The 25,497-nt window shown below is 60.7% G+C and carries 23 protein-coding genes and 3 pseudogenes; 12 read left to right on the top strand and 14 right to left on the bottom strand.

Annotated elements, in window-relative coordinates; all coding sequences use genetic code 11:
• Positions 1 to 9: 9 nt before the first annotated feature.
• Positions 10 to 576, bottom strand: a complete 567-nt coding sequence (locus tag DMY87_RS14245) for a hypothetical protein (protein WP_110792305.1) — start codon at positions 574 to 576, stop codon at positions 10 to 12.
• A 137-nt stretch (positions 577 to 713) separates the two neighbouring features.
• Here DMY87_RS14245 and DMY87_RS14240 point away from each other — a divergent pair, with 137 nt between their 5' ends.
• On the top strand, positions 714 to 1,382 hold the full coding sequence (locus DMY87_RS14240; RefSeq protein WP_110792304.1) for a GntR family transcriptional regulator: 669 nt from the start codon (positions 714 to 716) through the stop codon (positions 1,380 to 1,382).
• Here the strand turns inward: DMY87_RS14240 and DMY87_RS14235 are convergent.
• The 10 genes and pseudogenes from DMY87_RS14235 to DMY87_RS14190 form a co-directional block, all read right to left on the bottom strand.
• Positions 1,357 to 1,683 (bottom strand): annotated as a pseudogene (locus tag DMY87_RS14235) (DDE-type integrase/transposase/recombinase); the annotation flags it as partial. The gene DMY87_RS14240 and the pseudogene DMY87_RS14235 sit on opposite strands and share 26 nt — an antisense overlap.
• Before the next feature lie 172 nt (positions 1,684 to 1,855).
• Positions 1,856 to 2,785 carry an electron transfer flavoprotein subunit alpha/FixB family protein gene (locus tag DMY87_RS14230; protein WP_110792303.1) on the bottom strand — a complete coding sequence of 310 codons (930 nt, stop codon included), beginning with the start codon at positions 2,783 to 2,785 and terminating at the stop codon, positions 1,856 to 1,858.
• 22 nt (positions 2,786 to 2,807) lie between these two features.
• Entirely contained in the window at positions 2,808 to 3,554 is a 747-nt protein-coding gene (locus DMY87_RS14225) for an electron transfer flavoprotein subunit beta/FixA family protein (RefSeq protein ID WP_110792302.1), read from the bottom strand.
• Positions 3,555 to 3,576: 22 nt separating this feature from the next.
• Positions 3,577 to 3,942, bottom strand: a complete 366-nt coding sequence (locus DMY87_RS14220) for a hypothetical protein (RefSeq protein WP_110792301.1) — start codon at positions 3,940 to 3,942, stop codon at positions 3,577 to 3,579.
• Positions 3,943 to 3,946: 4 nt separating this feature from the next.
• A complete protein-coding gene (locus DMY87_RS14215; RefSeq protein WP_110792300.1) occupies positions 3,947 to 6,010 on the bottom strand; it encodes a 3-hydroxyacyl-CoA dehydrogenase NAD-binding domain-containing protein in 2,064 nt (687 codons plus the stop codon).
• A 15-nt stretch (positions 6,011 to 6,025) separates the two neighbouring features.
• Positions 6,026 to 7,468, bottom strand: a complete 1,443-nt coding sequence (locus DMY87_RS14210) for an NAD-dependent succinate-semialdehyde dehydrogenase (RefSeq protein ID WP_110792299.1) — start codon at positions 7,466 to 7,468, stop codon at positions 6,026 to 6,028.
• A gap of 29 nt (positions 7,469 to 7,497) precedes the next feature.
• Positions 7,498 to 8,346, bottom strand: a complete 849-nt coding sequence (locus DMY87_RS14205; protein ID WP_205908168.1) for an alpha/beta fold hydrolase — start codon at positions 8,344 to 8,346, stop codon at positions 7,498 to 7,500.
• Entirely contained in the window at positions 8,343 to 8,708 is a 366-nt protein-coding gene (locus tag DMY87_RS14200; RefSeq protein ID WP_110792298.1) for a hypothetical protein, read from the bottom strand. Before DMY87_RS14200 ends, DMY87_RS14205 begins: the two co-directional genes overlap by 4 nt.
• Before the next feature lie 5 nt (positions 8,709 to 8,713).
• Positions 8,714 to 10,816, bottom strand: coding sequence for an acetate--CoA ligase family protein (locus DMY87_RS14195; RefSeq protein WP_245408921.1), 2,103 nt, complete (start codon positions 10,814 to 10,816; stop codon positions 8,714 to 8,716).
• Positions 10,813 to 11,982, bottom strand: coding sequence for an acyl-CoA dehydrogenase family protein (locus DMY87_RS14190; protein ID WP_110792297.1), 1,170 nt, complete (start codon positions 11,980 to 11,982; stop codon positions 10,813 to 10,815). Before DMY87_RS14190 ends, DMY87_RS14195 begins: the two co-directional genes overlap by 4 nt.
• A 340-nt stretch (positions 11,983 to 12,322) precedes the next feature.
• On the opposite strand from DMY87_RS14190, the gene gcvA reads away from it, so the two are divergent.
• The gene (gcvA, locus tag DMY87_RS14185) at positions 12,323 to 13,219 is read left to right on the top strand and encodes a transcriptional regulator GcvA (protein WP_205908167.1); all 897 of its coding nucleotides are present in this window, start codon (positions 12,323 to 12,325) and stop codon (positions 13,217 to 13,219) included.
• A gap of 2 nt (positions 13,220 to 13,221) precedes the next feature.
• On the opposite strand, the gene DMY87_RS14180 is transcribed toward gcvA, so the two are convergent.
• Both DMY87_RS14180 and DMY87_RS14175 read right to left on the bottom strand, forming a co-directional pair.
• Positions 13,222 to 13,988, bottom strand: a protein-coding gene (locus DMY87_RS14180; RefSeq protein ID WP_245408919.1) for an IS5 family transposase whose coding sequence is annotated in 2 segments (ribosomal slippage) — positions 13,222 to 13,656 and positions 13,659 to 13,988 — 765 coding nt in all. Because the reading frame shifts where the segments join, the coding sequence is not laid out codon by codon here.
• Positions 13,989 to 14,088: 100 nt separating this feature from the next.
• Entirely contained in the window at positions 14,089 to 15,306 is a 1,218-nt protein-coding gene (locus DMY87_RS14175) for an ABC transporter substrate-binding protein (protein ID WP_110792296.1), read from the bottom strand.
• A gap of 294 nt (positions 15,307 to 15,600) precedes the next feature.
• Between DMY87_RS14175 and DMY87_RS14170 the strand changes: the two genes are divergently transcribed.
• The 6 genes from DMY87_RS14170 to DMY87_RS14145 are packed head-to-tail and all read left to right on the top strand — an operon-like array spanning position 15,601 to position 21,307.
• Positions 15,601 to 16,362 (top strand): ABC transporter ATP-binding protein, encoded by a 762-nt coding sequence (locus tag DMY87_RS14170; protein WP_110792295.1) that lies wholly within the window; start codon positions 15,601 to 15,603, stop codon positions 16,360 to 16,362.
• Positions 16,355 to 17,083 (top strand): ABC transporter ATP-binding protein, encoded by a 729-nt coding sequence (locus DMY87_RS14165; protein ID WP_110792294.1) that lies wholly within the window; start codon positions 16,355 to 16,357, stop codon positions 17,081 to 17,083. The genes DMY87_RS14170 and DMY87_RS14165 overlap by 8 nt, the downstream gene beginning before the upstream one ends.
• Before the next feature lie 2 nt (positions 17,084 to 17,085).
• Positions 17,086 to 17,976, top strand: coding sequence for a branched-chain amino acid ABC transporter permease (locus DMY87_RS14160; protein ID WP_110792293.1), 891 nt, complete (start codon positions 17,086 to 17,088; stop codon positions 17,974 to 17,976).
• Positions 17,973 to 18,956, top strand: coding sequence for a branched-chain amino acid ABC transporter permease (locus tag DMY87_RS14155; RefSeq protein ID WP_205908166.1), 984 nt, complete (start codon positions 17,973 to 17,975; stop codon positions 18,954 to 18,956). Before DMY87_RS14160 ends, DMY87_RS14155 begins: the two co-directional genes overlap by 4 nt.
• A 20-nt stretch (positions 18,957 to 18,976) precedes the next feature.
• On the top strand, positions 18,977 to 20,044 hold the full coding sequence (locus tag DMY87_RS14150) for a zinc-binding dehydrogenase (protein ID WP_110792292.1): 1,068 nt from the start codon (positions 18,977 to 18,979) through the stop codon (positions 20,042 to 20,044).
• Positions 20,045 to 20,077: 33 nt separating this feature from the next.
• A complete protein-coding gene (locus DMY87_RS14145) occupies positions 20,078 to 21,307 on the top strand; it encodes an ABC transporter substrate-binding protein (RefSeq protein WP_110792291.1) in 1,230 nt (409 codons plus the stop codon).
• A gap of 256 nt (positions 21,308 to 21,563) precedes the next feature.
• Here DMY87_RS14145 and DMY87_RS14140 read toward each other — a convergent pair whose 3' ends face one another.
• A complete protein-coding gene (locus DMY87_RS14140) occupies positions 21,564 to 22,271 on the bottom strand; it encodes a helix-turn-helix transcriptional regulator (RefSeq protein ID WP_110792290.1) in 708 nt (235 codons plus the stop codon).
• An 87-nt stretch (positions 22,272 to 22,358) separates the two neighbouring features.
• Between DMY87_RS14140 and DMY87_RS14135 the strand changes: the two genes are divergently transcribed.
• The 4 genes and pseudogenes from DMY87_RS14135 to DMY87_RS14120 all read left to right on the top strand — a co-directional run bounded on the left by DMY87_RS14135 (position 22,359) and on the right by DMY87_RS14120 (position 25,285).
• Entirely contained in the window at positions 22,359 to 22,757 is a 399-nt protein-coding gene (locus tag DMY87_RS14135) for a VOC family protein (RefSeq protein WP_110792289.1), read from the top strand.
• Positions 22,758 to 23,103: 346 nt separating this feature from the next.
• Positions 23,104 to 23,502 (top strand): annotated as a pseudogene (locus tag DMY87_RS14130) (ATP-binding cassette domain-containing protein); the annotation flags it as partial.
• A gap of 41 nt (positions 23,503 to 23,543) precedes the next feature.
• A pseudogene (hutC, locus tag DMY87_RS14125) lies at positions 23,544 to 24,281 on the top strand (histidine utilization repressor).
• Between the two features lie 44 nt (positions 24,282 to 24,325).
• A complete protein-coding gene (locus tag DMY87_RS14120; protein WP_110792288.1) occupies positions 24,326 to 25,285 on the top strand; it encodes an aminotransferase class I/II-fold pyridoxal phosphate-dependent enzyme in 960 nt (319 codons plus the stop codon).
• Positions 25,286 to 25,497: the final 212 nt, after the last annotated feature.

Here is a 25,497-nt window from a genome sequence, read left to right as displayed (position 1 = left end):
AATTTGGTGTCAGAAACCGACCGCGATACCGCGATTGGCGAAGAACCGGTCGAAGACAGCAAGCGGCAGCGTCACATTTGCCTGGCTCGCAGCATCGTGCCCGGATGGATTGTGGAAACGGATCGTCTCAGGCGAGGCCGCCGTCACCAGAACGAGATGTCCGCCCTTCGAAGGCGGCAGGCGTTCCGGCCAACGGATGCCGCTATTGACCGAAGCGATGAAGAATGGACGGGCGGTAAGCAGCCCCGGAATGTTCCCTGTCGCGACATCCGTCATCATCTCCGCAGAGAGCCCGAAGCGTTCGCGCACATAAGTCACGAAGGGCGCATAGATCAGCCCCTTGATCGAGGCGTCGAGCTCGTTGACGACATAGCCGCCATAGGCAGTGCAGGCGCCGGCGAGAGCAAGCGTCGGATGCAGCTCGCCGCGCGCCGCCAGGATCATCTTCAGGCAGGCCATGCCGCAGACATTGACGGCCCAGCGCGCATAGTCCTCGACCGTCTCGGCGCCCGACTGCCGCCAGAGCGGATCGCGTAAGAGCGCCGCAGATCCTTCGGCAAGCACGGGCAACGTCATCTCGGGCGTCTCCCACTGGCTGAAATAAGGCACCGACCCAGATGATAAAGACAAAGCAAAAATCTCCTACATGGGTATACTCGTATACGAGATTCGCTGACATGATCAAGAAGATTGCTGTCTAGGAAAGGCTGGGCATGAACGAATTCACCGCAGTAAATGTTGAAACCATTCGGCCGGAGACCGTGGCGGATCGTATCGCAAGCGTTCTCAGGGAAGCGATTTCCGGTGGAGAGCTTCGCAGTGGCGTCGTTCTGCGGCAAGACGAGCTCGCCGCACGATTTGGTTTCAGCCGCATGCCTGTGCGTGATGCCTTGAGGCTTCTGGAAAGCGAGGGCCTCGTAACCATTCACCCGACAAAGGGCGCTTTCGTGGCAAGGATGGATGCCAGGGAGATTGCAGAGATCTATTCCATTCGCTCGCTGCTTGAGACGGAAGCCTTGCGCCAGTCATATGCAGGGCTGACGACAGCCGATTTGGATAGGGCTGCAACGCTTCTTGCCAAGATCGACGCTGAGACGGATGTGGGGCGTTGGGGGACGCTGAATAAGCAGTTCCACATGACACTTTACGGTGCGTGTCAAAATGAGCGGCTTATCGGCCTCATTGCTACCCACCATGATGCAGCCGACCGCTACGTGCGGGTGTTGCTATCCAGCTTGGACTATGAGCAGCAATCGCAGGAGGAGCACCGCGCTCTGCTAAAGGCTTGCAGAGATCGGAATATCGACGCTGCAAGTGCGATTTTGCAGCTTCATTTGATTGAAGGAAGTCGTAAGCTCAGCGCGGCCGCCCCGTCGAGCTAAGGCGGCTCGCCGGTTCAGCGTTTGGCCATGCCTTAAACGGGGCCTGACCCGCGATGGTTGGCCGCGCCGTGTTGCAGGATTGGAAGCCACCGATCTTCGGCATGTTCTTCTTTATCCTGGCACGGTCACTTTCGATGCCTTGCTGGAGGTGCTTGGTGACAGAGTGGACGAGGTCCGGATGGAGAAGCCCATCATCAACGGCCGCTTTGATCGTTGACGGCAAGGTATTGGCCCCGTCCGTCCCGATCCTGTTCGGCGACAACAAGGGTTCGCCGTTAAGCGGCTTGCGGAAAGACCGCCGCATTCAAAATCATGGTTCGCTCCGCAACTTTCGGAGCGGCAAATTCCATGCCGATGGTCAACATACGGTGGAGCCCGAAAATGTGCGACAAGCGCGATTTTTGACAGCGGGGGCGATCGGGCGAAACTCCAGGACCGCTCTTCTCATCACAGGACAGGTCATGTGTACGCCATCACAACGCCTTTTCCAGTTCCGGGATGGCATCGAAGAGATCGGCGACGAGGCCGAAGTCGGCGACCTGGAAGATCGGGGCCTCCTCGTCCTTGTTGATGGCGACGATCACCTTCGAATCCTTCATGCCGGCGAGATGCTGGATCGCGCCCGAGATGCCGCAGGCGATGTAGAGGTCGGGAGCGACCACCTTGCCGGTCTGGCCGACCTGCCAGTCGTTCGGCGCATAGCCGGCATCGACGGCGGCGCGGCTGGCACCGACGGCGGCCCCCAGCTTGTCGGCGAGCGGCAGGATCACCTGCTGGAACTTCTCCGACGAACCCAGCGCACGGCCGCCCGACACGATGATCTTCGCCGAGGTCAGTTCCGGGCGGTCGGACGAGGACAGCGCGTCGGAGACATGGCTTGACAGGCCGGGATTGGCCACGGCCGCGACGCTCTCGACCGATGCCGAGCCGCCCTCGGTGGCTGCCGCAAACGAGGCGGTGCGCACCGTGATGACCTTCTTGGCATCTGACGACTGTACCGTCTGGATGGCGTTGCCGGCATAGATCGGGCGCTTGAACGTGTCGGCGGAGACCACCTCGATGATCTCGGAGACCTGCATGACGTCAAGCAGGGCGGCAACCCGCGGCATGACATTCTTGCCGGTCGCGGTCGCAGCCGCGATGATGGTGTCGTAGCTGCCAGCCAGCGAGACCACCAGCGCCGCCAGCGGTTCGGCAAGGCTGTTGGCATAATCGGCGCTGTCGGCCAGCAGCACCTTGGAGACGCCGGACAGCTTGGCCGCGGCATCCGCAGCCGCCTTGGCGCCGGAGCCGGCCACCAGCACATGCACATCGCCACCGATTTTGACGGCTGCGGTCAGCGCCTTGGCGGTCTGGTCGGAGAGGGTTGCGTTGTCGTGTTCTGCCAGGAGAAGAATGGTCATGGTGTAATTCCTTTCTATCCGATCACAGCACGCCAGCGGTCTTCAGGCTGGACACCAGCTCCGCGACGCTCTTGACCTTGACGCCGGCCTGGCGGCCGCCCGGTTCCTCGGTCTTCAACACCTTCAGCCGCGCGGTGGTATCGACGCCGAAATCGCCAGGTGTCTTCTTGTCGAGCGGCTTCTTCTTGGCCTTCATGATGTTGGGCAGCGAGGCATAACGCGGCTCGTTCAGGCGCAGGTCCGAGGTGACCACGGCCGGCAGCTTGACATTGATGGTCTGCAAGCCGCCATCCACTTCGCGGGTGACGTCGGCCGAGCCGTCCTTGATCTCGAGCTTGGAGGCAAAGGTCGCCTGCGGCCAGCCCAGCAGGGCCGACAGCATCTGGCCGGTCTGGTTCGAATCGTCGTCGATCGCCTGCTTGCCGGTGATCACAAGGCCCGGCTGTTCGGCATCGATCACGCCCTTGAGGATCTTGGCCACCGCCAGCGGCTCGACCACATCGTCGGTCTCCACCAGGATCGCGCGGTCGGCACCCATGGCAAGCCCGGTGCGCAGCGTCTCCTCGGCCTTGGCCGGGCCGATCGACACCACGATCACCTCGGACGCCTTGCCCGCTTCCTTCAGCCGAAGCGCTTCCTCAACCGAGATCTCGTCGAACGGGTTCATCGACATCTTGACGTTCGCAAGCTCGACACCCGAACCATCCGACTTCACGCGGATCTTGACGTTGTAATCAACTACCCGCTTAACACTCACGAGTATCTTCATAGGTTTCCTCCAGCGGATGCTTTCAGGCGCTTTCACGCGCGATTTGGATGCCCTGGCAGACACCGATGAACACGGTGGCAAGCGCCGAAACGTCACCGCTTAATCCCATTTTCGCAGGCGCAGTCGCAGAAATGCGGGCGCCTCTCATACCAAGCCGATCATCAGGAGCAATCGCCCCGCCATTCGGGCTCACAGGCGGATCATCATCCGCAGGGCCGAACCGGCGGAGCGTTGCCAGCCCTTGGGAGGCGAGGGCATTGTCCTGGCTATGCACGGCAAAGGCGTGTTGTTGTTCGCGGGTCGCCCTGTCGTCATGAGCGACTATGTCGCCAGTCTTCGGCCTGGAATCGACGGCTCGATATGGCCGCTGGATGAAGGCGCCCGTCATGGCTTCACTCCTCACCGTTCGTCGCGGAGCCGATCAGCATCGCAAGGTTTCCGGGACGAAAGCCCGTATGCGGATTTTCGGCGAGCAGTTGCAGGGCAGAAGATCGCCACGCCAGCGATTGACCGGCAATCCAATGAAGCGGTCCGCCGAGTCTTGCCGGAAATCCGTAGCCGTGGACCCAAACGAGGTCGATATCGGACGGGCGCGAGGCAATGCCTTCGGAAAGCACAAGCGCCGCCTCATTGGCGATGGCTGCAAGAGCACGCGCCTGAATCTCGCTTGGCTCCAACGCGTGGTGAATGCCCCCCCTTTCGGACCGCCACCACGCTAGCATGTCCGCTACCAACACGCTGGTGACGCCACGTTTTGCACCTTCTGGATAGTCATACCATCCAGCCGAGGTCTTTCGGCCGAGCCGTCCCAGTTCGACCAGTTGCTCGAGAAACGACGACCCATCGGCGGGATCGATGCCCGACGCTCGCCGCCTGCGGCGATTGGCGGCCGCGATATCGAGGCCCGACAGATCCCCGACAGCAAACGGACCCATTGCAAAGCCGAAATCCTCCAAGGCCCGATCAATCTGCCCGGGGTCTGCCCCCTGCTCGATCATCACCTCGCATTGTAGGCGATAGGCATTATAGATGCGATTGCCGATGAAGCCCTCGCCGACACCGGAGACCACGGAAATCTTGCCGAGCCTGCGGCCCACGGCAAGCGCGGTTTTCAGCACGTCAGGGGAGGTGTTTGCCCCGCGCACCACCTCAAGCAATTTCATGCGATGAGCCGGGCTGAAGAAATGCAATCCGACGACCCGCGACGGATCCGCGATGGAGGCCGCGAGACCGTCGAGATCCAGATAGGAGGTGTTCGAAGCGATGATGGCATCCGGGCGCAGTATGTCGGCAAGCGCCTGCATGAGGGCCTTTTTCACGCCCATGTCCTCGAAAACCGCCTCTACAACCAGATCGCAGTCCGACAAAGAGCCGATATCGGTGGAGGTCGAGAATGACTCTTTCAGGATGTTAGATGACGATGCGTCACCGATCATCACCGAAAGCTTGTCCGGCAGGGACGACAGCGCATCAGCATTCTGATCGACGAGCCGCACCTTGTAGCCGGAAGACAGAAAGCAGGCTGCAATCCCTGCCCCCATGGTGCCCGCGCCCACCAAACCGACCGTGGCCAACGGTCGGGCGGGCAAGCCTTTCAACCCGTCAATGTCCCCGGCGCGGCGCTCCGCAAAGAACAGATGCCGCAGGGCCGCCGATTCCTTTGTCATGCGCAACAGCTGGAAAACCGCCCTTTCTTCCGCCAGCGCCTGGTCGAAGCTTAACGCAATGGCACGCCTGACGGCCGCAATGGCCTCTTCGATGCCGGGATGTCCGCGGCGCCTTTTGGTTGCGGCCGCGGCTGCGGCCTCAAGGCTCTCTGGAGAAAAGGCCACCACGGGCAGGTCGCGCACCAGACGCTTGCCGCCAAGCGACCGCGCCAGGGCTGCGGCTTCAGGGCGTAGATCATCGGCGATACGGTCGATCAGCCCAAGCGAAAGGGCTTCATCCGCCACGAGCCGGCGGCAGGATGTAATGATCTCAAGCACTGTTGCGGCATCGGTCAGGCGTGGCAGGCGAACGGTGCCACCGGCTCCGGGAATGATGCCGAACGTGACTTCGGGCAACCCCATCACGGCATCCGACGTTGCAATGCGCGCGTCGCAGCCGAGAGCCAATTCGAAACCGCCGCCGAGGGCAGCCCCATGGAGGGCTGCGACCACCGGCTTGGGAAATCGCTCCAGCGCCGCAATCACGGCGGGCACCTGCGGGTCCGCCAGAGGTGCGGAAAACTCTCTCAGATCGGAGCCGGCCACAAAAGTCTTGCCGGCGCCAATCAGAACCGCACCAGCGACCGTATCGTCATGCTCAAGCCGTTCAAGGCTTGCCAGGATGCCGCGGCGAACCTCGATCGATCCCGCATTGATTGGAGGGTTGTCGATAATGATGAAGGCGACATCGCCGTCCCGCTCGATCCGGACGCGTGACGGCGCTTCCGAAGGCAAGGTCTCAGTGTGCATGGTCGATCCCGATGTTTAGGCCTGGCTCACGTATTTGACGGTCTGGAAGGCTTCCAGACCTTCGATTCCACCTTCGCGCCCCTGTCCGCTATCCTTTAGGCCGCCGAATGGCGTTTCTGGCAGCGAGGCTTGCCAGTGATTGATGATGACGTTGCCGCTTTCCACCTCCTCGGCTACCTGGGCGCTGATGCGGCTGTCATGCGTGAACGCATAGGCCGCCAGGCCGAAAGGGAGCCGGTTGGCCAGCCGTATGGCCTCCTGCGTTGAGCCGAAGGGCTGGGTGACCGCCAGAGGGCCAAATGGCTCCACGTTCATTGCGAGACTGTCGTCGCCGGCATCCGCCAACAAAGTCGGCTGGAAGAAGAAGCCCCGGTTGCCGATGCGGCCGCCCCCGGTCGCGACCGCGATACCACGGTCACGGGCATCGTCGACGAATTCCTCGATGGACGATAGTCGGCGGGCATGGGCCAGCGGCCCCATCTGCGTCGTCGGATCCCGTCCATCTCCCACCTGGATGCGCCCGGCGGCTTCGGCGAAGGCCTCGGCAAACCGCGCGTGGATGCTTTCATGGACGAAAAAGCGGGTGGGCGAGGTACAGACCTGGCCGGCATTGCGAAATTTCGCTTTCGCCGCACTGACGGCCAACGCCTCGACATCGATCTCGGGAAAGATGAGAACGGGGGCATGGCCGCCCAGTTCCGAAATCATCCTTTTCATGCCGAGCGCGGCTTCGGCGGCAAGCGCCTTGCCCACAGCCGTCGAGCCAGTGAAGGTGACCCCCTTGATCAGAGGCGACGAGATGAGGTATTTGGAGATTTCTGCCGGATTGCCGGTCACGACGTTCAGCGTGCCGGCTGGCAGACCGGCTTCCTCCAGAATGGCAGCAAGGGCGAGCGTACAGGCTGGAGTTTCCTCGGCGGGCTTGATGACCACGGAGCAACCGGCCGCCAGCGCGCCGCTGATCTTGCGCGACGGCGTGATCAGAGGCGCGTTCCACGGCGCAAACGCCGCGATCGGCCCGACCGGCTCCCTCACCACGATTTGCCGCACACCCGGTTGGCGAGACGGGATCACCCTGCCATAGGCCCGCCTGCCCTCCTCCGCATCCCATGCGAAGATCGAAGCTGCCGTCTCTACCTCCAGCCTTGCTTCGGCCAGCGGCTTTCCGAGTTCGGTGGTGATGAGCCAGGCGAGATCTTCGGCCCGCGCACGGATCAGGGCCGCAGCCCTGAGCAAAATCATCGCCCTGTCATAAGGCGAAACCGACCGCCATGCCCGGAATGCGCTCTCGGCGCTGTCCAGCGCCTCGTCGAGCTGGCTCTTGCTCGCATGCGGCATGACGCCAATGACATCGCCGCGGGCCGGATCGAGAACCTCGGTCCCATCTCCCATAGCTCCGTCGATCCAGCGTCCCGCAATGAACAGCCGCAGGCGGGGATACTTGCTATCGGTTTTCATGGCCGGGCCTCCTCTTGTGTTGATGGGGTTCAGGCGGACCGGATCCTGTCCAGCACGGGGTGAAGATACGACATGAAGCCGTCATGATCCTCGCTCATGGGGAAATGTCCGAGGCCCTTCATAATCACGGCCTGTGCGCCCTGGATGGTGTCTGCCAACGCACGCGTGTCGTCCGGCGTGCAGGAGTAGTCGTATTCCCCGGTCAACAGGTAAAGCGGGCACTTGCTCGTATCGATGCGCGCGACCTCGGCGCGAATATCGCCATCCTGCTTGTAGAAGAACAGGTCGCCCTTGAAGATCCCAGGGCCGCCCTGCATGTAGTGCCAGAGGGTCTCCCAACGGTCTGCATCCGAGGCGAGAGGGCCAATAAGCCCGGAGACGATGGCCGCGCAGACCTCACCGCCATGCACATCGGGTCGATGCGTCCATGCGATATCATAGTAGGGATCGACATGCGCGCCGGACTGAAGCCCGATAGCAGCCCGGAAGGCCTCCGAATGATGCAGGGCGAGGTGCAGCACGACACGCCCTCCAATCGAGCAACCCATTACAACTGGTTTTTCGATCTCAAGCGCTTTCATCACCGAAAGGATGATGTCCACATAACCCGCCGAGGTCAGGCGATATTCCTCGTCATGCCAACCGGAGGGGGGCGACGATTTTCCATGCCAGGGCATGTCGAATACGACGACGCGAAAATTCTCAAGAACTCTCTGGTCGTTGAGCAGGTTGCGATACTGGCGCCCATCGGACCCTGCGGTGTGCAGGCACAAAAGCGGGATGCCCTGCCCGGCTTCCTCCACATAGATCCGGTGACTGCGTCCGTCGAGGTCCAGCCTCATGTAACGCCCGACGATCGGTTCAAAGCTCACGGTCACGTGTTGATCTCCTCACGAACAGCAGCAAGAATTTCCTTGAAGTAGCGAAGATTGGCCATGAAGGGATGGAGGTCTCCCTCGACCTTCAGTCGGCGCGCCTTCAAGAGGGCGAAAAGATCGTGAAACCCGGGCGCCGGCAGCGGCTCGAAAAACCGCTTCCAGTCTTCCGCTGAGGCACGCAAGGCAAAAGTCCAACTCGGCATCACGAATGGACCGGCTTGAACTGACGCGACCCGCCCCTTGTCGATGTCGACAAGATATCCCCGGTCGCCGATCTCCACGAGAAAACGAAGGCTGACATAGTGGCCTCGCTTCACCAGGGTCGCTCGTTTATTCACAACATCTGGAAGCACGCTCAGCATGTTTCCTACTCCTTTGGTTCAATCTTTGACGCCTGCATAAGAGCATCCACCGCCACAACGCCATCCCCCTCGCGAAGAATGAGGAACGGATTGACCTCCGCTTCCCGGATGCCCAGTTCCGGCCGTTCGGCAAGCGAGGACATGGCGACCACGGCCGCCGCCAGTGCCTCAAGATCACCTGCGGGCTTTCCGCGAAAGCCCTTCAGTGCCTTGAAGGCCCGAACGTCGTCGATCATCTCACGAGCTGTTTCCAGGTCGACCGGCGCAAGCCTAATGGCCCTGTCCTGGTAGATCTCGGTCATGACCCCGCCTGATGCCACCATGACGATGGGACCGACTTCAGGGTCGATCCGATATCCCACCAACGCCTCGCCCAACCCGCGAACCATCGCCTGCACGAGAATGTCGCAGCCCGCAGCCTGGGGAATCTTTTGCGTTACGCGCCTACCGATCTCCTCAGCCGCGTGCTGAAGCCCATCGCGGTCAGCGATACCTAGCACCACGCCGCCGATATCCGTTTTATGCAGCACGTGGGGCGAAAGAACCTTCGCGACCACCGGATATGTGATCGGCAGGGTTTCGGGCACATTGCCCTTATCGAGTCTGCAGACTGGCGCATGCATCACGCCAAGCGCCGAAAGCACCTGGTAAGCCTCCCATTCGTCGAGATTGCGAACGGCACCGGTAAGGGCAGCGCCGGCCGCGGCCTGCGGTTTGGGGCGGCCGCGTTTCAATGCGGCGGCTACGACATCCGCACAGGCCTCCGGCGAACGGAAGACCGGGATGCCCTCTTTCGCAAGAAGCTTCAAGGCTTCGGGCGCATCCGGAACGAGGAACACGGCCAGCGGCACATCGCGCCCGGCCACCTCGAGAATCGGCTTGACCGCAAGCTCGGGATGATTGCGTGCGGACGAACCGACGACTGCGACGACCAAGTCGAACTGCTTCGATTCCACCATTGTGGAAAGAGCGGCCTTCATGATCTCCGGCCTGACGCCCGCAAGCGTCAGGTCAACGATCCGGCCCTTATCGACCTCTACGCCATGCGCCTTGAAGGCGTCATATGTCTCCTGCTTCGGCTCCTCGACCGTGATGCCGCGAACGCCCAGTTGATCAACCACCATCGCAGCGCCTCCGCCTGTGGTCGTCACCATTCCGACCTGGGCTTGCCGGGAGGCCGGCTGGGTTCGCGCCAGAAGCGGCAAAGCCCCCAGCAGCCCCTCAAGCGTTTCGACACGCGCAATGCCACAATCCCTGAAGAAGGCGTCCGCGACCGCATCCTCGCCCGCGAGGGCGCCGGTATGCGATAGGGCCAGCTCCGCCGCCTGCGGCGAACGGCCCAGCTTCAACGCAACGATCGGCTTGCCCCGCTGATGTGCAAGGCTCGCAAATCGACGGATGTCCTCCGCCTTGCGCAGACTTTCCAGGAAGAGAAGATATCCGCCGACTTCCGGATCATCGAGCGTGGCTTGGCACAATTCACCGAGCGACAGATCGAGTTCATTGCCAACCGACACGAGCCCGGCAAACCCCACGCCCAGAGATTTGCCGCGCGACAGGAGTGCACCGATCATGCTGCCGCTATGGGATGCGACGAAGATGTTGCCCTTCGGAAGACCCTCCTCCGCAAAGGCGGCATTGGCTGTCAAGGCCATTTTGCCGTGCAGGTTGACGACACCCAGGCTCGACGGGCCGAGAATGCGCAATCCGGTTCCGCCTGCCGCCTCCAGCATTCGGTCCACACGCGCCTGGCCAACGGCGCCGGCTTCGGAAAAACCGTTGGCGAGCACCGTTGCTACCTTCACACCGCGTGCTGCGCATTCGGCGACGGCCTCGACGGCCGCGTCGGCACCAGTCAGGATGAAGGCATGGTCCACTTGTTCCGGCAGATCCTGCAACGAGGGCCAGGCCTTCTCCCCCAGCACTGTATCCCGCCGGGGATTGACCGGATATATGGCTCCCTCGTAGCCGGCTCGCCTGAGATAGGCGAGCGGTCGCCCCGCAGTCTTCGTCTCGTCGTCGGAGGCGCCGACCACGGCAATGCTGCGCGGCGCGAAGAAGGCAGCATGAAGTGCGCTATCTCGCGACATGTCGGTATCGGCTTTCATTCTGCGGCAGCCTGCGGGCGTGGGGGCCGTTGATCGAACCTGCGGTCAAACACATGCTCGGCAATCCTGTTCTTCAAGATTTCGGTCGAGCCGCCGGCGATCATCCAGCCACGGGTCCTTCGCATGCAGTATTCGGCGAGCGCTTCCGTGCTGTAGCCTGTCGCGCCCATGATCTGAATGGCTTCGTTTGCCGCCTCGAAGCCCGCCTGGTTGCAGGCGACCTTAGCCATGGCCGTGTCGGCGGCGTCAGGCAACGCACCATCTGGAACGCAGGCGCTGCGATACAGGAGCAACTGGGCCGATTCAAGCTTTAGCAGCAGGTCGGCAAACTTCCATTGCAGCCCCTGGAACTCGCAGAGTGGCCGTCCGAACTGTTTGCGGACCATTGCATGCTCGCGCGCGAGATTGAAGGCATAGCGTCCCAAAGCCAAGGACCGCGCCGCGTTGCCGAGACGTTCGACATTGAAGCCCGAGATCTGTTTCTTGAAGCCCCCCTGACCCAGAAGAAGGTTTGCGGCGGGAATGCTGCAGTTTTCGAAATGCAGTTCGGACCACTCTTCCCCGCTCATGAAGGCAGAGGGCTTGCTGACGGTGAAACCGGGCGTGTCGCGCTCGACGAGAACCGAGCCGATGCCGCCGGCGCCTGGGCCAAAACGCACATAGACGAGGTAAAGCGATGCATCTGGGCTATGGGTCGAGAACACCTTGGCGCCGTTGACGATGATGACATCGCCCTCGATCCGGGCAGATGTCTTGAGTTCCGTTACGGCAGAGCCTGCATCCGGTTCGGACATTCCAAGACTGATGACCTTGCGCCCGCCCAACAGGTCGCCGAGAAAGCGGCTTTTCTGATCGGCCGTGGCATACTCCACGAAAGTGCGGATAGGTCCGAAGTTTCCGGCCTGGACGACGTCTGCGCTGCGCGGACATACCGCAGCAACCTGCTCGATGGCGATGATCGCATCAAGAAGCGTCCCTCCCTGGCCACCGTCCTCTTCGGGAAAAGCAATGCCGAGCAGCCCTTGCTCTGCCATGAGCCTAGCCACATCGAAGGGAAAGCCTGGCGTGTGAGCCCGCTGCAAGGCGCCTGCCGCCAGATGCTGTTCGGCGAACCGTCGCACCGACTCCGCAAACATTCTTTGCTCTTCGCTCAGGATAAAATCCATGATCAATCCGCTCTTTGTTAAATTTTTCCGGCCGGCAACCTCTTGTGCCTTCCCAATAGATTTGGCCGAAAAGGCGCACCCACCACAACGTACTAGGCGTAGGGAGGCCATGAGTTTTCCGCTTAACCGTTCGCCGGCCGGCCCCTTAACAAGCACCCGTTGGGTCGATATGTTTTACCAAGTGGCGAGAAAAGAGCGATGTCAGCCGCTTGACCGGTGTCTGCAGATCGGCAAACAGACGCTGCCAATCGCCAGCAGCAACGATACCGACTGGACCGGAGATGTTCCAGGGTGCAGGTCTCGCCTGCGGTGATGTTTGATCTGGAGGAAATCGAGGAAGATGGCCGTCACCGGAATGCCGCCGCTGAACCCTCTCTACGTGTTCGAAGTTGCCGCTCGCCATGGGGGGTTCGGCAAGGCGGCGCAGGAACTGAACGTCACCCAATCTGCGGTCAGCCGACAGATCTCAGTCCTCGAAAACTATCTCGGCGTGCGGCTCTTTCACCGCGAACGCACCGGCTCGAAGCTCACCGAGGCGGGCGAGGAGTTTGCCGCGGAAATCGCCGAACCCTTCGCAAAGCTCGCCGCCGCCTCGCACCGTCTGGTGGAACGCAAGCCCAACTCCCCCTTGAAGCTCCGAGCCTACGCGACTTTCGCCAGCCGCTGGCTCATCCCACGGCTTTCCAATTTCTACAAACGCTATCCCAAGATCCAGATCACCGTCAGCAATACGGTAAAGCCCGTGGATTTCTCGCGGGAAACGGTGGAGATCGCCATCCAGGTGGGCACCGGCCACTGGCCCGGCATGAATGCCATCCACCTCTTCGACGATGTGATACAGCCGGTCGCCAGCCCCATGCTGTTGAAACGACAACCGATCAACTCGCCGGCAGATCTGGCCAGGCATGCGCGGCTTCACTCCTACTACCGCCGGCGCGATTGGTCGGATTGGTCGGCCGCGGCAGGGGTGCAGCTTCCGGATGATCGCGGCACTGTGTTCGAAAGCTCGCACCTCACCTATCAAGCGGCGATCGAAGGTCTGGGCGTGGCGATCGGGCAGAAGGCTCTGCTGAGCGAAGAATTGGCGACGGGGAAACTGGTTCCCCTGTTCGACAGCGTCATTCGCCCCTTGGGCTATTATCTGGTTTGGCCCATGGACCGGCCGGAATCCCGCAAGCTGCAGTCCTTCCGGGACTGGCTGCTGGAGGAAATCAGGAACGATCCGGCGCTTCGCTAGGACTAGGCTCCAGACTCAATTGACCCACCATGTGACATAGCCGCGATGTAGCACGTTGCCGCGAAGTTTATCATAAGCTTGTCATATCGCGTCGCGACACGCCTCCAGTCCTTGAGACGGCAGAATGCCCGCTCGATGATATTGCGTCTTCGGTAGGCGACCGGGTCGAACGGTCTGATCCTCTTTCGGGTTAGATTGTTGGGAATGACTGGTTGCGTGCCGCGCATTGCAAGGAAGTCGCGCAAAGCGTCGCTGTCATAAGCCGTATCTGCGGCGCAGAGACGTGTTGGTGGCAAGGGTTCAAGGAGCGGGATGGCAACGGGTGCATCGCCGCGTTGCCCAGGCGTTATTCGCAACGCGACTGGACGGCCGCAACCATCGACAACAGCATGGATTTTTGTCGATCTGCCGCCTCTCGATCGACCGATTGCTTCGGCATCTGCCCCCCTTTTCCGCCAGCGGCAGAGCGGTGTGCTTTTGCGGTCGTGCTATCGATCATATGGATGTCCCGATCGGTCGTTTGCACCAGAGCTTCAAACAGTCGCCGCCATATCCCTTTCGCTGACCAGCGATGAAAGCGATTATAGACCGTTGTTGGAGGCCCGTAGCAAGATGGACAATCCTGCCACCGGCAACCGGATCGCAAGACGTGGATGATCCCGCTGATGACCCGGCGGTCGTCGGTACGATGAGCGCCGGGTTGGTTGGTCGGAAGCAGCGGTGAAATCATCGCCCACTGATCGTCATCAAGCCAGAATTCGCCTGCCATGGTCAAACACTCCTGCTTCTGCAGGCAATGAATCATGGATAGCCATTCTCATCAACAATTTGATTGGGTTTCGACCCTAAAGCGCCGGATCATCATCAGCTTATTTCGCGGGAATGGGGCATCCGCCTTCCGCCTGTGGTCGGAACGCCTGGTCGGCAGGCACTGTCTCCAGCAAGGTGTAGAAATCCCAGTCGTACTTGGACTCCTCAGGGGTCTTCACCTGAAATAGATACATGTCACGCATGACGCGACCGTCGGTGCGAATGGTCGCGTTCTTCGTGTAGAAATCCTCGATGGGAATATCTCGCATCTTGGCCACTGCAGCCTTCGCATCATCGCTGCCTGTAGCCTTGATCGCCTTCAGATAGTGAGTGACCGCACCATAGACGGCCGCCTGGAGGCTACCGGGTGCCTTGCCGCCAGACCTCTCCATGAAGCGCTTGCTCCATGTCCGGGTCTCCTCGTTCATGTCCCAGTAGAAGCTATCCGCGAGAATAAGGCCCTTGGCTTTGCTGAGCCCGAGAGACTTGATATCGGGGAGATTGACCAGCAAAGCGGCCAGGCTCTGCCCCGAGGAAGTCAGGCCAAACTCCTGCGCCTGCTTGACGGTGTTCACCATGTCGCTACCCGCGTTCGCGATCCCGATGACCTGCGCACCGGACGCTTGCGCCTGCAGCAGGTAGGACGACATGTCCGTGCTGTTGAGCGGATGGCGGACGGAACCAAGCACTTTGCCGCCGTTCTTGTTGACCACCCGGGTTGCCGCCTCTTCAAGGGTGTGACCGAAGCTGTAGTCCGCCGTCATGAAGTACCATTCCTTCAAGCCGCGGCGGACCGCGGCACCGGCAACGACGTTGGCATAGGCATAATTGTCATAGGCCCAATGCACGCCGACCGGCGAGCAGGCCTTGCCTGTCAGGTCCGGCGTGCCGGGACCGGTCGCCAGGAAAGTCCGGTTCTTCGCCTTGGAAATCTCCTGCACGGACAGCGCGACGGCTGAAGAGACGACTTCTGTGATCGCGTCCACTTTCTCGGTGTCGTACCATTTGTTCGCAACGGCCGAGCCGATATCCGGCTTATTCTGATGGTCGGCCTGGATGATCTCGATGGGAACACCTGCCACCGTTCCGCCGAAATCCTCTGCCGCCATCTGCGCCGCCAGAAAGGCGCCGGCACCAACGTTGTCGGCGTAGGGACCGGACATATCGGTCAGAACGCCGATCTTGACCACTCCATCCGAGATGTCCGCCGCGGTTACCGGGGCGGCAGCGGCAAGCGCTCCAACCAATCCCGCCGCCACACATGCGATGACCTTCATGAATACCTCCCTTTTTGTTCGACAGCCAGCTGTCGGCCGTCCGGCGTAGGTTGCTACCTGCGCAAAAGAGCACAACAGACAAAACCTCATGGCACGATGCGCAATTCGAATAACACCCCGTCAGAGGTGCCGGTTGGACCAAAACGTCATGACCCCGTGAGTTATAGGCGCTTGCGGGATAGGCCCTCGAACCAGCAATGAAATCCTGCATGAAGTTCGTCTTCAGGCCCGGTCCGCGAGATGGATCAGAGAATGGAGGCCCGTTCCGAACGGACGGGTATCGGGAGGAACATTATGACCCAAACGGACGTCATCCTGGCGGCCAAGGAATTGTGCATCGAGTTCAACGGCTTTCGGGCCCTCGATGGCGCATCGTTCAATGTGCGGCGTGGGCATATCCATGCCCTGATTGGCCCGAACGGCGCAGGCAAGACCACCTGTTTCAACCTTCTGACACGCTTCCTGACCCCGACGTCGGGAACCATCCACCTGAATGGCGATGACATTACGGCGCTTCCGCCGGATGAGATCGCGCAGCGGGGGATGGTTCGCTCCTTCCAGATTTCCGCCGTCTTCGGCGACATGACCGTGCTTGAGAACGTTCGCGTCGCCCTGCAGCGTCGCAAGCATGGCGCTTCCTTCGATTTCTGGCGTAGCGAGTCCGTGCTGCGCGGCCTCAATGCCGAGGCGGAACAGCTCGTCCATGCCGTTGGCCTAAGCGAGTTCATCCATCTGCGTGCCGCAGAACTGTCCTATGGCCGCAAGCGCGCCCTCGAGGTCGCGACGACCTTGGCGCTGGATCCGCAGATGCTGTTGCTGGATGAGCCCATGGCGGGCATGGGGCACGAAGACGTGAAGCGGACGGCCGCACTGATCCGCGAGATCGCGCGGACCCGCACCGTCCTGATGGTCGAGCATAATCTGTCGGTCGTGGCCGAATTGTGCGACCGGATCACGGTTCTTGCCCGCGGCCAGGTACTCGCAGAAGGCGACTACGCCTCTGTCTCTCAAGATCCCAAAGTGATCGAAGCCTATATCGGAGCCGGCCATGCTTGATGCGATCCCAAAGACCGCAGGGTCATCCACCGATATCGAGATCGCCGTAAACGGCCTCCAGGCCTGGTACGGGGAGAGCCATGTCCTCCACGACATCGGCTTCGACGTCAAAAAAGGCGAGGTCGTAACGCTTTTGGGGCGCAACGGCGCCGGCAAGACGACGACGCTCCGGGCGCTCATGGGCCTGGTCAACAGGCGCGACGGGTCCGCTGTCATCTGCGGCGAGCAGACGATCAAGTATCCGTCGCGTCGCATTGCCCGGCTGGGAATAGGCTATGTGCCGGAAGAGCGCGGCATCTTTTCCGAACTTTCGGTGGAAGAAAACCTGATGTTACCGCCAAAGCTCAGGGATGGCGGCTTTTCACGCGAAGAGATCTTCGACCTTTTTCCCAATCTCAAGTCGCGTCTGCACAGCCAGGGCACGAAGCTGTCTGGCGGAGAGCAGCAGATGCTCGCGATGGCGCGGGTACTGCGGACGGGCGCGGATTGCCTTTTCCTCGACGAGCCGACGGAAGGCCTCGCCCCCGTGATCGTGCAGCAAATCGAGCGGGTGCTGCAGATGCTGAAGGCGCGGGGTTTCACCATCATCCTGGTCGAGCAGAACCTGCGCTTCGCGGCCTCCCTCGCCGATCGTCACTATGTGGTCGAACAGGGACGCATCGTCGCTCAAGCCAGCGGCGCAGACGGCATCGATTCACTCACGCGATATCTAGGTGTTTGACCATGGCCATGTTATTCGGCGTCCCCCTTGCGGCCCTCATGGGCCAACTTCTCCTCGGCCTGATCAACGGTGCATTCTATGCCATCCTCAGCCTGGGCCTCGCAATCATCTTCGGTCTGCTGCGGATCGTCAATTTCGCCCATGGCGCCTTGTACATGATGGGTGCTTTCGTCGCCTGGATGCTCTCGGCCTATCTCGGGCTCGGCTATTGGTGGGCGCTATTCCTTGCTCCGGTGATCGTCGGCCTTTTCGGCATTCTCCTTGAGCGACTTCTGATCTCGCGCATCGCGGCCCTCGACCACGTCTACGGCCTTCTCCTGACATTCGGCGTTGCCCTGATCATCCAGGGCCTGTTCATGAATGGCTTCGGTTCCTCCGGCATGAGTTACGACGCCCCGGCCCTGCTGACAGGCGGCTTCAATCTCGGATTCATGTTCCTGCCACTCTATCGCGCCTGGGTCATTGCCGCCTCGCTCGCGGTCTGCCTGAGCGCGTGGTTCGTAATTGAGAAGACACAGCTGGGCTCGTATCTCAGGGCGGCCACGGAAAATCCCGGTCTCGTCGGTGCCTTCGGCGTCAACGTGCCGCTGATGATCACGGTAACCTATGGGGTAGGCGTCGGTCTCGCCGCCTTCGCCGGCGTCCTCGCCGCACCGATCTATTCCGTTAGCCCGACGATGGGCGTCGATCTCATCATCATCGTGTTCGCGGTGGTCGTGATCGGAGGCATGGGTTCGATCCTGGGTTCCGTCATAACCGGTTTCGGTCTCGGCCTCATCGAGGGCATGACCAAGGTGTTTTACCCGGAGGCCTCATCCACCGTGATCTTCATCATCATGGCGATCGTCCTCCTCATCAAGCCTGCCGGCCTGTTCGGAAAGGGAATTCAATGAGCATCACCACTCGTGCGGCTGTCGACACAGGACCTGTTTCGGCCACCCGGAAAGCGCGGACATCGCATCTGGTAGCCTTTGCGATCGTGGGCGTCATGCTCATCGTCGCTCCGTTCGTGGCCTATCCGGTTTTCGTCATGAAGGTCCTGTGCTTTGCGCTTTTCGCACTCGCCTTCAATCTGCTGTTCGGCTTCGGAGGCATGCTCTCATTCGGCCATGCGGCCTATTTCGGCATGGCGAGCTATGTGTCGGCCTATACGGCGAAGCACTGGGGCGTGGGGCCGGAGATATCGATCCTAGCCGGTGTTCTGGTCGCCGCCACGCTCGGGCTCTTCATCGGTGCTCTCGCGATCCGCAGCAAGGGCATCTACCTGTCGATGGTCACGCTTGCCTTCGCTCAGATGGTCTTCTTCTTTTCCCTGCAGACACCCTCGTTTACCGGCGGAGAAGACGGCATCCAGACGGTGCCCCGCCGCCCACTGTTCGGATTGATCGACATTACCGACGACCGGGCTCTCTATGTGGTCGTCTGCGCTATCTTCCTGGCCGGGCTGTTCGTGATCTACCGGACGATCCATTCCCCCTTCGGGCAGGTCCTGAAAAGCATCCGCGAAAACGAAACCCGCGCTCTGTCCCTCGGCTACAAGGTATCGCGCTACAAGCTGCTGGTCTTCGTGCTGTCTGCCTCCATCGCCGGGTTGGCCGGTGCGACCAAGGCCCTTGTGTTCCAACTGGCGTCGCTGACCGACGTGCATTGGGCGATGTCCGGAGAGGTGGTGCTGATGGCGATCCTCGGCGGCATCGGCACGATCTTCGGTCCGATCCTCGGAGCAACCGTGATCATCGGCATGCAGAACTACCTGGCGTCCATGGGCGCTTGGGTAACGGTCATCCAGGGCTGCGTCTTCGTCGCCTGCGTCCTCGTCTTTCGCGAGGGCATCCTCGGCCTCGTCGCGCGTCTGGCCAAGACCAAGCTTTAACCCCTTCCAGGTGATCTCAGATGGATAACTATACCCTGACCGAATTCGGAGAGCCGCTCGTCATGCGCTGCGAGCCAGAGCTTGCACCCCGTGGAACGGAGGTCCTGATCGAGGTGTCCTGTTGCGGTGTCTGCCAGACCGACGTCAGCATCAGGAAAGGCTACTACGATCTGGGCGGCGGCAAGAAATACGCCATGCGCGACCGTGGGATGACCCCACCCATGATCCTGGGCCATGAAATCTCCGGCCGGCTCGTGGCCCTCGGCCCCGATGCCGCCATATCCGAAGACCAGATCGGCCGTACATTCGTGATCTATCCTTGGATCGGTTGCGGCGAGTGCGTCATGTGCCAGGGCGCAGAGGAAAATCTGTGTCTTGCGCCACGGTTTCTCGGCCTGCAGCGTCCTGGCGGGCACGCGGAACGTATCCTCATCCCCCATGCCCGCTATCTGGTCGACATCGGCCATCTGGATCCGGCACTGGCTGCAACCTATGCCTGTTCAGGTCTGACCAGCCTCGGCGCGCTCAACAAGCTCGCACCGCAAGCAAAGACCTTACCTCTCCTGCTGATAGGCGGCGGTGGACTGGGTCAAAGCGCCCTGAACATTGCCCGTGCACTCGGTTACACCCATGTGACCGTCGCCGATGTGGATCGCACGAAACGCGAGATCGCCGTTGCATCCGGGGCTACGCATACGCTCGATCCTCTGTCCTGCCGGGATGAGGACTTTGTCGGCCAGTTTGCCAGTGTCATCGATTTCGTTGGCAATCCCGCAACCTACGAATTCGGCCTGAAGGCCCTGCGAAGAGGGGGTCGTTATGTAATCGTCGGGCTTGCGGGCGGCGAAGTAAGCCAAGCGCTGCCGCCGGTATCCCTTCGTCCCATTTCGATTATCGGCTCTCTGACGGGAAGCCTGGAAGAACTTCGCACCCTGATCGAGCTTGCCCGTAACGGGAAGCTCAAGCCGACAATGATCGAGCGCCTGCCGCGCGAAGACGCGAATCATGCCCTGGACCGGGTTCGAGATGGAGACGTCGCCGGCAGGCTCGTGCTCGTCTCTAAATCCAGAGACGCATACGACCGCTGATACACCAGAGTTCAACCAGGAGGAGGAAGACATATGATTACCAGAAGACATCTGCTCGGCGGTGCCACGGCGGCAACCGTACTGAGCATGACCGGCATGGGCCGTGCCCAGTCCAGCAAGACGATCCGCATCGGCGTGCTCGTGGATCTGTCGGGCCAGTATCGCGACACCGGTGGTGAAACCGCCGTGATCTGCGCCAAGCAGGCGGTGAAGGATTCCGGCCTTCTCGAGCGCGGATTCAATGTCGAAGTCCTGGTTGCCGACCACCAGCAGAAGACCGATGTGGGCGTGGGAGTCGTCCGCAAATGGATCGACCAGGACGGCGTCGATGCCATCACCGAAATCAACAACAGCGCTATTGCGCTCGGCGCCGTCGATGTCATCAAGTCGAAGGACAAGGTCTTCCTCGCCAGCGGACCGGCCAGTGCGGACTTCACCGGCAAGGCATGCAGCCCGAACACCGTCCACTGGGCACTCGATACCTATTGCCGTGCCAAATCCACCGGCGGCGCCATCCTGAAGAATGGCGGCGATTCCTGGTATTTCGTCACCGCCAACTACGCGTTCGGACAATCGCTCCAGTCGATCGCCACCGATATCATTGGCCAGAACGGCGGCAAGGTTCTGGGGTCATCCGTCTATCCCTTCCCCGGCACGACGGATTTTTCGTCGTTTCTCCTCAGCGCAACAGCGACAAACCCCAAGGTCATCGCCTTTGCCAATACCGCGGGCGACCTCATCAACAGCGTCAAATCGGTCAAGGAGTTTGGCCTGGACAAGACCATCACGATCGCCGCCCTGGCGGGCTTTATCACCGAGGTTCATGCACTGGGCCTGGAGACCGCTCAGGGCCTGATGCTGACAGAGACCTTCTACTGGGATCGCAACGACCGGACGCGCGCCTTCACCGACCGGATCAAGAGCGAGTCGCCGAAAAACTACCCCAACAGCGAACATGCCGCGACCTATGGCAGCGTCCTGCACTACCTGAAGACTGTCGGGAAGATAGGTGCTGAGGAAGCCAAGGCGTCCGGCCGCACGGTTGTGCGCGCCATGAAGGCAATGCCCACCGATGATGACTGCTTCGGATCGGGGCGCATCCGCGAGGATGGCCGGGCGCTGATCCCGACCTATCTGCTGCAAGCCAAGGCTCCAAAGGACAGCAAGGGCGAGTGGGACATCTTCAATGTCGTCGCGGAAACGCCCGCCGAACAGGCATTCCGGCCCCTCGACAAGGGGCTGTGCTCCATGTCCGATATGTAATGCAACCTGGCCGCCCGTCTGTAGACGGGCGGCCGCAGAAACCGAGACCGGTGAGGACTATTCTTGAGCATTTCGCAGTGGCCTTCACCGTCCGTCGGATTAAGGGGGTCTGTCGCAAACGTATTCGGAGCGCGCGATCACCCCCCGAGCATCTTCATTGTCATACGTTGTTAACCCTTTGCGGTCCGAAGAGGCGCGCAAGCAAGTCGTTCGGGTCGTTGGAAGTCACCGATCTTCGGCGATTGCCCCACTGCAGTCACGGAGTGGAGCGCGACCGGGAAAGCTCGACTTCACGCCACTGTAGCCATTGTTGTCTCAGCTTGCCCTTGGAAACGCCGATAGCCTCTTCGAGAACCTCGAGATTGACGATACGTTCGGTGCGAAAATGGCGAAAGGCTTGCTTCGATTCACACCACGCAATCAGGAGACTATGCGCGTCAGCATAGCCCAAAAGCACTGGCCAGACGATACGGTGGGTGACCTCCCCACTAACAGCGCAATAGTCGAGCTGCATCTTTCGGCCCTCCCTGATCGCACGCCTGAGCGGGCGGGTGTCGAAGGCAAAGCCGTTGGTGATCTCTCCGGGTTTCAGGCCGACTGCGGGTTCGGCGATGAAGGGAAGAAGGTCGCCCGGGATTGCGGACGCAATCTTTGCGAGGACATCTTTGGCGGCATTCGTGATGGCGGGGTCACCCAGCTTTGCCACCATTTGAACGCCGAGCAACACAGCCTCGATTTCCTCAGGCGTCAGCATCAATGGCGGCATGTCGTATCGCGGATCAAGGACATAACCGAACCCTGCTTCGCCCTCGATGGGAACGCGCTGGCCAATCAGGTGCGCGATGTCGCGGTAGATGGTGCGGCGCGCCACCTCAAGTTCATCGGCAAGCTGCGCCGAGGTGACCGGATGGCTCGATCTTCGAAGGATTTGGATGATCTGAAAAAGCCGTTCCGCTTTTCGCATAGCTGCTGACTCCTGGTGCCACAACGCTGTCAGCACGACTGTGTCACAAAAGCCGGGAAAGAGATCGTTACGACGAAGGAAAAGATTATGAAATTTGCATCCATCCGTCTCGTCGCCGCCGACGTCAAAAAGATGGTGGCGTTCTACGAACTGGTGACCGGTACCCGCGCGGACTGGCTGGCTCCCGTCTTCGCCGAGATCGTCACACCAGGTGCTGTTTTGGCAATCGGCAGCGCCGAGACTGTCGCTCTGTTCAAGGAAGGCAGTGCGGAGCCCGGCGCCAATAGAACCGCTATTCTTGAGTTCATGGTATCAGACGTCGATGCGGAATTCGCACGACTTAAAGACCAGGTCGAGGTGGTGCATGAGCCCAAGGATTTGCCATGGGGAAATCGCACGGTCCAGCTTTCCGACCCCGAGGGCAGCCGTGTCGCTCTTTACACTCCCGTGACCGACGCAGCTAGACGACGCTTCAGTGGTCGTTGATGGGCTGGCACCGTCTGCCGAAGATCATTGCTCGGTCAAAGCCCGCCAACATGTCACCGCAGGCGGAGCCCAGGGGAAGAGACCGTACCAGCGCCGATGTCCGTTTCAGTTGGGGGCTCGCCCCGACAAACTGGGGAAGATACACCGTGCCGCCGGCGCCTGGAGGCCAATGGCATTGTTGGAACGGCGCGTTGTCAGCCTTACGCCGATCGCCGTTGCTGATGAAAGTTCTTTGCTGGGTCGCACTCTGGAAACACTCCTTTGGGCGGCGCCACCGTGTTGGCTGCAATCCGGCGGACTGCCGGTTCCTTCGCCAAGTAAGCAGAACTTTACAGCATGCTAGCACGCCATGGTTCAGCTGAAGAAGGTCGGACTGGAGCACCGCGCCGCGCACGACCCTTCGCAGCTTTCGGGCGGACAGCAGCAGCGTGTTGCAATCGCCCGGGCGCTGGCGCGGCAACCGAAGCTCATGCTGTTTGACGAGGCAACATCGGCGCTGGACCCAGAATTGACTGGTGAGGTGTTGAACGTCATGCGCAGTCTTGCGGAGGAGGGCATGACGATGGCGGTGGTCACGCATGAAATCGGTTTCGCCGCCTCCGTCGCCAGCCAGATCAACTTCCTCGATCACGCAAAGCTGCTGTTTCGGGGATCCCCTTCCGAAGTCGTCCAGAAGCCACGCCATCCTCGACTGGAACAATTCCTGGACACCTACCTCGACCGCGGCGCGTCTGCCCTACTCTAGACATGAACCGGACACCAAGGGATGCGAAACGAGCTGCTTCTATGATCAACGGTAAGAAGGCATCGTCCCCAGCGCTGGCTTTGCATCAGCGTATTTTGGGCGATATCGAGCAGAACATCATCACCGGAGTATGGCCCCCGGACATCGCATCCCCTCAGAGATGTCGCTGACGGAGCAGTATCAGTGCTCGCGAATGACGGTGAGCAAGGTTCTGGCGCAGCTTGCCCGGGCGTGACTGATCGTCCCGCGCCGCAAGACGGGCAGCTTTGTTTTGCCGCAACGGACCCATAGCGCCATCCTTGAGATTTCCGACGTTAGAGACGAGGTGACCGCGCTCGGCCTGCCCTATCGCTATGAGCTTCTCCTACGCCGCATCCGCCCGACTACCGTGGACGAAGCCAACCGGTTCACGGCCGTCGAAACGGCAGCAAATGCTCGACTTGCAATGCCTGCATTTCGCCGGGGATTGGCCCTTCTGCCTAGAAGAGAGAAACATCCACCTGGCCGCCGTTCCGGATGCAGCGGAGGAAGAGTTCCTGACACTGTCGCCGGGGGCATGGCTTCTAAACCACGTGCCTTGGACAGCGGCAGAACACCGGATTGCGGCCGTTGAGGCGGATAAGATCACGGCTGAGAGACTGAACGTTCCAAGGGGCTCACCGTGTCTGGCCATCGAACGGCGCACCTGGCGTGCCGGGGAGCCGGTGACCTTCGCCCGACTGACCTATCCGGGCAGTAAATGGACGCTGACCGCGCACTTCATTCCCTCGCAGAACTGAGGGCAATCGCCACCCAACATCCGCTTCGCAAAAGGGACAAGACCATGCCATTGGGCAAGCATAAACGCGATGAAGTCCCGGCACTGAAACCCTACAACACCGGACTGACGATCGAGGAAGTGAGGGTAGCGTATCAACCTGCACACATCGCCAAGCTTGGCTCCAACGAAAATCCATTCGGGCCGTCACCGAAGGCCGTTGAGGCGATGAACGCGCTCGGTTCGTCGATCGCGCTCTATCCCTCCTTTCCGCTTCACGAAGATTATGCGACGACGATGGGGGCGACGGTTGAACATGTCGTCATCGGAGACGATTTTTCAATCCCACTCGACGCCCTGATCGAAGCGGCCGGTCGCGCTAAGATGCTGATCTTCTCTAACCCGATGAACCCAGTTGGCGTTTGGTTGGGTATAGACGCATTTCGCCGACTCATCTCTTCCTTGTCGACAAACACGCGGCTGGTCGTCGATGAAGCCTATTTCGAGTACGCGGCGCTGGAAGAGGATTTTCCCTCGGCCCTTGAGGAGTTGAAGGGATCGGGCCTCAACTGGTTGGTCCTACGAACGCTCTCGAAAGCCTATGGTCTCGCGGGATTGCGTATCGGATACGGCATTGCCAGCAGCCCGGACTTCAAGTCTTACCTCGACCGGGCCCGCACACCGTTAAATGTCAACGCCGCCGACCAGGCTGCCGCAATCGCCGCCATCGCTGACGAAGACCACGTCCGGGCTGGAGTGCGCTATATCCGATCCGAGCGGCAGCGCCTGATGCAAAAGCTGACCGAAAGCGGCTTCAAGGTCGCTTCCTCGGCTGGAAATTTTCTTTTCATCGATGCCGGCCAGCTTTCCGATACGGTCGCCGCCGAACTATTGACCACGGGAACCATCGTCAAACCCTGGCGCCAGCAAGGCTTCCGCGACTTTATTCGTGTCAGCATCGGCAAGGCCGAGGACAATGACAAGTTTGTAGCCGAGTTCTTGGCGTCATCTGGAAAAGGTGAATAACGTCGAGCAGAAGGACGTCTCACTGCGTTGCCAGGGGACGCTCCTCCTCCGACGACGACGACGACGACGACGACGACGACGCAGAGGTCGCCATCCGCATGAGGTCGCGCAATGTGCTGATGCGTCGAAGTCTTGCAGATATCAAGCGCATAGAGCGGGTGTCGGGCACCTCGCTGTGTGAAAAGGTTTCGGCCAAAAAAAGCTCGTGAATA

It is taken from the genome of Peteryoungia wuzhouensis, assembly GCF_003205195.1.
GTDB classification, from domain to species: domain Bacteria; phylum Pseudomonadota; class Alphaproteobacteria; order Rhizobiales; family Rhizobiaceae; genus Allorhizobium; species Allorhizobium wuzhouense.
The sequence above is the reverse complement of the archived record's forward strand: the minus strand, read 5'-3'. Positions and strand labels throughout refer to the sequence as shown.